Annotated in this window: 4 protein-coding genes; 3 read left to right on the top strand and 1 reads right to left on the bottom strand. The window is 69.9% G+C overall.

Going from position 1 to position 6,507, the window contains the following annotated elements; translation table 11 throughout:
• Position 1: 1 nt before the first annotated feature.
• Positions 2-1,048, bottom strand: a complete 1,047-nt coding sequence (locus ACF8O7_RS13195) for a methionine ABC transporter ATP-binding protein (RefSeq protein ID WP_016448088.1) — start codon at positions 1,046-1,048, stop codon at positions 2-4.
• A 432-nt stretch (positions 1,049-1,480) separates the two neighbouring features.
• On the opposite strand from ACF8O7_RS13195, the gene ACF8O7_RS13200 reads away from it, so the two are divergent.
• From ACF8O7_RS13200 to ACF8O7_RS13210, 3 genes are read left to right on the top strand one after another with little or no spacing between them, the layout of a single operon-like run.
• Positions 1,481-4,402: a xanthine dehydrogenase family protein molybdopterin-binding subunit gene (locus ACF8O7_RS13200; protein ID WP_392443490.1), complete on the top strand. Its 2,922-nt coding sequence runs from the start codon at positions 1,481-1,483 to the stop codon at positions 4,400-4,402.
• The gene (locus ACF8O7_RS13205; protein WP_016448090.1) at positions 4,399-4,986 is read left to right on the top strand and encodes a (2Fe-2S)-binding protein; all 588 of its coding nucleotides are present in this window, start codon (positions 4,399-4,401) and stop codon (positions 4,984-4,986) included. Before ACF8O7_RS13200 ends, ACF8O7_RS13205 begins: the two co-directional genes overlap by 4 nt.
• Positions 4,987-4,991: 5 nt before the next feature.
• The gene (locus ACF8O7_RS13210) at positions 4,992-6,461 is read left to right on the top strand and encodes a c-type cytochrome (protein WP_392443493.1); all 1,470 of its coding nucleotides are present in this window, start codon (positions 4,992-4,994) and stop codon (positions 6,459-6,461) included.
• Positions 6,462-6,507 lie beyond the last annotated feature (46 nt).

Genomic DNA, 6,507 nt, shown 5'->3' on the forward strand with positions numbered 1-6,507 from the left:
CTCAATCCCTGGTGGAAACGATCTGCACCTGCACGCCGGTGGCGCGCAGATGGTCCACGGCGGCATCGATCTTTGCCGCATCGCCGCTGGCGAAGACGGCCAGCGAGCCGAAGGTCTGCTCCTGGATCTCGTCGATCTGGCCATGCAGGATGGACAGGTCCAGCCCCAGCTCGCGGATCAGGTGCGACAGGATGGGCTGGTAGGCGCTCTCGCCCGCATACGACAGGCGCAGCAGCCGGCCTTGCTGGCCGGGCGCCAGCTGGGCGGCCAGCGCGTTCACGCGCACGGCCACCGACTCGGGCAGTTGCTGGGGCACGATCTCGTCGATCAGGCTGCGCGTGATGGCCTGCTGCGGGCGCGTGAACACGTCGATCACGGGGCCCAGCTCGGCAATCTCGCCGCCGTCGATCACGGCCACGCGGTCGGCGATCTGCTTGATCACCTGCATCTGGTGCGTGATCAGCACCACTGTCAGGCCCAGCTCGCGGTTGACCTTGCGCAGCAGGTCCAGGATGGAACGCGTGGTCTCGGGGTCCAGGGCCGAGGTGGCTTCGTCCGACAGCAGCACCTTGGGGTGGCTGGCCAGCGCGCGCGCAATGCCCACGCGCTGCTTTTGCCCGCCCGATATCTGCGCCGGATAGCGGTCGCGCAGCGCGCTCAGGCCCACCAGGTCCAGCAGCGGGTCCACGCGCTTCTTGATGTCGTCCGCCGACATGCCCGCCAGCTCCAGCGGCAGCGCGGCGTTGTCGAACACCGTGCGCGAGGACAGCAGGTTGAAATGCTGGAACACCATGCCGATGTCGCGGCGCGCCGTGCGCAGCTCGGCATCGCTGAGCTGCATCAGGTCACGGCCGCCCACCAGCACCTGGCCGGAGGTCGGGCGGTTGAGCAGGTTCAGGCAGCGCACCAGCGAGCTTTTGCCCGCGCCGCTGCGGCCGATGATGCCGAACACCTCGCCCGACTCGATCTGCAGGTTGATGCCCCGCAAGGCATGGACGGGCCCGGTGGGGCCCTTGTAGGTCAGGGAAAGATCCCGAATCTCGATCATGAAAAAACGCCGCGGCGCAGGACGGCCTGGGGACGCCGCTGCGCATTGTTGGGAAGTGGGAGCAAATATAGGTTGCGCTTATAAAAACGCAAACTATAAAAAATTAAGTAATAAGAAGCTCCGGTTATGCCCGGGACTTCGCTACTTTCTGCACAACCCTCAACTATGCCTGAATGTGGACACGCCCTGGCCCTGCCGGGCTATGCGCGGCGCCACGGAGCACTGCGGAAAGGCCGTTCTTGCGGCGGCGTCTGATTGACAGTGCGGCCGGCACGCTGCCGTCGCGGCCTGGTGGCCCTGGCCCGCTCCTGCTTTTGACGATGGCAAGCACCCGCCGCTGCCGCCGCACTGACGCCAGAAGCAGCCTTTGCTGACAGGCCGCGCGGCATGCGCCCTCCTACAGTGGGCTCAACCCCACAGGAGAAGAGCGCCATGCGCCCAGAACAACACTCCGGCGCCGGCAGCCAGGCCGGCGCGGCTCCCTTGTCGCGGCGCGGCTTTCTGCAGGCCGCCAGCATCGCAGGCGTCAGCGTCTGGGTGGCGCCGCTGGCCAGCCAGGCCTATGCAGCCCTCTTTGAAGACCGCGTCCTGGGCAGCGTGGCCCGCGAGCCGGCCACGCAGCTGCCGCGCATGCGGCTCGATGGCCGCTCCAAGGTCATGGGCGCCAAGGTCTTCGCCCGCGACATCCGCGCCCGCGACATGCCGCACTGGCCCCAGCAGCAATCCCATGCCTTCATCGTGCGCACCACGCTGGCCGACCGGCTGTTCGACGGCATGGACCTGTCTTCCCTGGACGGCGAGCTGGCGCCCGACCGCGTGGTCACCGCCGAGGACCTGGTGCGCGACGGCCTGGCCTTTCCCGAGTTCTATGGCGAAGACATGCTGCTACCCGCAGGCAAGACCCCCGCCTACCTGGGCCAGGCCGTGGCCATCCTCATCTACCACGACTTCGCGCGCTTTCGCTTTGCCAAGGAAAGGCTGCAGGCCACGGCCGGCGTCATCCGCTACGGCCGCATCACGGGCGCGCTGGACCGTCCGCCCTGGGGCGTGTTCCGCTATGTGCGCCAGGGCGGCGCCACGGCCTTTGACGAAGACGTGTTCTCCAGCCTGCGCGATGCCCCGCTGTTCCCCGCCGAGCGCAAGCCGCTGGTCTGGCCGCAGATCTCCAAGGCCGACGCGGTCACGGCACGCGGCCTGCGCGCGGCCGAGCAGATCGCCCAGGAACTGGCCACGCCGCCGGCCGACTGGCTGGTGCTGCAGCGCCACTACGCCACGCAATCGGTGGACACGGCCGCGCTGGAGCCCGACAACGCCAACTGCTGGTATGACGCGGCCACGCAAAGCCTGCACATGGTGCTGGCCACGCAGTCGCCGCACGAAGTGGCCGAATGGGCAGCGCAGATGGTGCAGGCCAGCAGGTTCCCGCTCAAGCGCCTTTTCGTGCACCCCTGCTACACGGTGGGCTACGGCTCCAAGGACCACGCGCCCATGCCCTACTACGGCCTGGTCTGCGCGCTGTATGCGGACTGCAAGCCCGTGCGCCTGGCCAATGACCGGTTCGAGCAGTTCCAGTCCTCGCTCAAGCGCCATGCCTTCGAGATCGACTACACCATGGCCATCGACAGGAAGACCGGCCTCTTCCAGAGCCTGGTGGCCAACATGACGGCCAATGGCGGCGGGCGCGCCAACTTCTCGCCCTCGGTCGCCATGGTCGGCGGCACGGCGGCGCAGTCCATCTACTACTTTCCCAAGAACGACATCACCGCCGTGGCCCTGGCCAGCCGCGCGCTGGACGCGGGCTCGGCACGCGGCTACGGCACGCTGCAGAGCATGGCGGCCACCGAAATGATGGTGGACGAAATCGCCGAACTGCTGCAGATCGACCCCATCGAGCTGCGCCTGCGCAACGTGCTGACCTCGGGCGCCAAGAACACCCAGGGCGCCATTGCCGCTGGCGCCCTGCGCGCCGACGAGGTGCTGGAGCGCGCCCGCCGCCATCCGCTGTGGACCGAGCGCGCCAAGCGCAAGACCGCCTACGAGGCCAGCCACCCGGGCCAGCGCTACGGCGTGGGCTTTGCCTGCGTGCAAAAGGACTTCGGCACGGGCGGCGAGGCGGCCTTCGCCCGCATCGAGATATCGCCCCAGGGCCGCGTGCTGCTGCACCACTCGGGCACCGAGATCGGCACGGGCATGGGCACCTCGCAGGCCCAGCTGTGCGTGCAGTGGTTCGGCAAGCCCGCCGACGAGCTGCAGACCGCCTGCCTGGACTGGCCGGAGCTGCCGCTCAAGGCCGAGGGCGACAACTACACCATGCCCCAGGCCGACCAGGACCGCTTCGCCACCCGGCCGCTGTGGACACCGGTCTACGCCTCGCCGGCCAGTGCCAGCAACTCGGCCTACTACTACAGCCACGCCACCAGCGAGACGGCGCGCGTGGTCTTCGAGCACGGCCTGTGGCCGGCCGCCGTCGCCATCTGGAGCCAGGGCACGGGCGGCGGCCAGAAGGCGCCCTACGTGGTGCGCCGCGAGGACGCGCGCTGGGTCAACGGCATGCTCACGGCCAACGGCATGCAGCCGCTGTCCCTGCAGGCCCTGGCCCAGAAGGCCCATGTGATGCAGCTGGTCACGGGCGCCGTGGGCCATACCTTCAACCGCTGGCAATGGGCCGAGGCCGACTTCGACATCCTGGGCACCAGCGCGCGCCGGCCGCTGGACGCGCTGGCCGTGCGCCTGGGCAGCGCGCCCGATGCCGGCGCCGTCACGCCGGCCCCTGACACCACCGACACGCCACAGGCGGCCACGCCCGTCGAGGCCTCTGTCACCGCGCGGCGCAGCGCCGCCGGCTACCGCATGATTGCGCGGCGCAACCTGTTCTATCCGCCCATGCAGCGCAACAACGCGGGCGTCACCTACTACAGCGCCAATGCGGCCCTGGTAGAGCTGGCGGTGGACACGGGCACGGGCGCGGTCGAGCTGCTGGCCCACCACTCCATCATGGAGTGCGGGCGGCCCATCGTGCCCGAGCTGGTGCACGGCCAGCTCGAAGGCGGCATTGCCATGGGCATAGGCCATGCGCTGTACGAAACCATGCCGCTGTACGAGGGCGGCCCCGGCGACGGCAACTGGAACTTCCACCGCTACCACCTGCCGCGCGGCAGCGAGGTGGCGGTCTGGAAGCAGACGGCCGAGCTGCTGCCCCCGCTGTCCGACACCGATCCACCCAAGGGCATTGCCGAGGTGGTGATGATTCCCATCGTCGCCGCCATCGTCAACGGACTGCACCACGCCATTGGCAAGCGCTTCCACGACCTGCCCGTGACCCCGCAAAAGATCAGGGAGGCACTCGCACCATGAGCCTTGTCCCGCGCCCCTTGTCGCTGACCGTCAACGGCCAGGCCGTCGGCCCCATGGACGTGCCCGAAGGCATGCCCATGATCGACTTCCTGCACGAATACCTGAACCTCACCGGCTCGCGCCTGGGCTGCGGCATCGGCGAATGCCGGGCCTGCACCGTCATCGTGGACGGTCCCGAGGGCAGCCGCGAGATGCGCACCTGCATCACCGGCGCCCACTACTTCCAGGGCCGCAAGGTCCGCACCATCGAAGGCATTGCCGACCCGGCCGGCGCGGACACCGCCCCCCCGCCCTCGCCCGGCGCCTCGGGCCAGCCGCGCAAGGTCATCGCCATCAGCCCCGTGCAGCAGAAGTACCTGGAGCATTTCAGCTTCCAGTGCGGCTATTGCACGCCGGGCTTCGTCATCGCGGCCACGGTACTGGTCGAGCGCCTGGCCAAGGCGCCCATCCGCGCGGCCGATGTGGAACAGGTCGTGGGCGAGGCGCTGCAGCCCCACCTGTGCCGCTGCACCGGCTATGTGCGCTACTACGCGGCCGTGAAGGACCTGGTCCTGAACACGCCCGGGCTGACCTTGAAAGGATGAGCGCCATGTCCGCCGCCGACCCCAGCGCAGCCGCCCCCACCGGTGCCATCGCCGCCACCGCCGCGCCACCTGCCGACTACAGCGGTGCCCGCCCCCCGCCACCGCGCAGGCCCAGGCGCCGCTGGCGCGGGCTGCTGCTCATCCTCCTGCTGCTGGCCGTGCTGTTTGCCATTGCCGCCGTCTGGGGCAACCGGCCCCATGTGCCGCAGCGCGAGCCGCAGGCCGTGCACCGCAGCCCCCAGCAGCTGGCCCAGGGCCTGTACCTGGCGCGCGCCGCCGACTGCATGGCCTGCCATGACGGGGTGGGTGGCATGGGTGGCGCCCGGGAAGGCCAGCCCTTTGCGGGCGGCAAGCCCCTGCCCACGCCCTTCGGCACCCTCTACGGCACCAACATCACTCCCGACCCCGACCACGGCATAGGCCGCTGGACGGCCGAGGAATTCCACGCCGCCGTCACCCGCGGCACGGCGCCGGGCGGGCGCCAGCTCTACCCGGCCATGCCCTATGCCTCCTACCACCTGATGAGCCGCGAAGACTCGGACCTGATCTACGGCTACCTGATGAACATCCGGCCCGTGGCCCAGCCCAACACCAAGCCCGCCCTGCCCTTCCCCTTCAACCTTCGCGTGCTGATGTTCGGCTGGAAGACGCTGTTCCTGTCCAGCGCGCCCCTGCCCGTGGGCTCGCAGGGCCAGAGCCCGGCCTGGCTGCGCGGGCAGTACCTGGGCAATGTCATGGGCCACTGCGCCGAATGCCACACGCCGCGCGGCATGTTCGGCCAGATGCAGAAGGACCGCTGGCTGCAGGGCGGCACGCTGTCGCTGTTCACGGCCCCCGGCATCACCGCCGAAGCCCTGGCCGCACGCGGCTGGACGCGCGAGGGCATGGCCCAGTTCCTGCAGACGGGCTTCTCGGCCCACGGCAGCGCCTTCGATGAAATGCACGAGGTCATCGCCAACAGCACCCGGTACCTCACGGCCGAGGACATGACGGCGCTGTCCACCTTCCTGCTGGGCGACAACCCGCCAGCGCCCCAGCCCCTGCCGGCCGCCGCGCCCCCGGATTCCGGCACCGGCAACAGCGCGGGCAATGGCGCCGGCAACGGTGCGGGCACGCTGGACGCGGGCCGGGGCCACTACATGGCGCTGTGCGCCAGCTGCCACGGCAGCGAGGGCCTGGGCCGCAGCCTCACCATGCCCCCGCTCAAGGGCAACAGCACCGTGCGCCAGGCCGACGCCCGCAACCTGGTGCTGGCCATCCTCGTCGGCCTGCCCAAGCACCCGGCCACCCAGCAGGGCCCCACGCCCCTGCCCGGCATGCCCGGCTTCATGCAGGAGTTGACCGATGGCGAAGTCGCCGCCCTGGCCAACTACACCCGCACCGCCCTGGGCGGCCAGCCCGCCGACGTGACGGCCGCCCAGGTGGCCGACCTGCGCAGCGCAGCCGGAAAGTCAGGGCACAAGGCTGCGCCGTGAGACACCGGCTGTTCTACGGAGCCCAACCCGTATGCCCGCGCCTGCG

Origin of the sequence: Delftia sp. WSY_16 (genome assembly GCF_043104415.1) — a bacterium.
Taxonomy (GTDB): domain Bacteria; phylum Pseudomonadota; class Gammaproteobacteria; order Burkholderiales; family Burkholderiaceae_C; genus Comamonas; species Comamonas tsuruhatensis.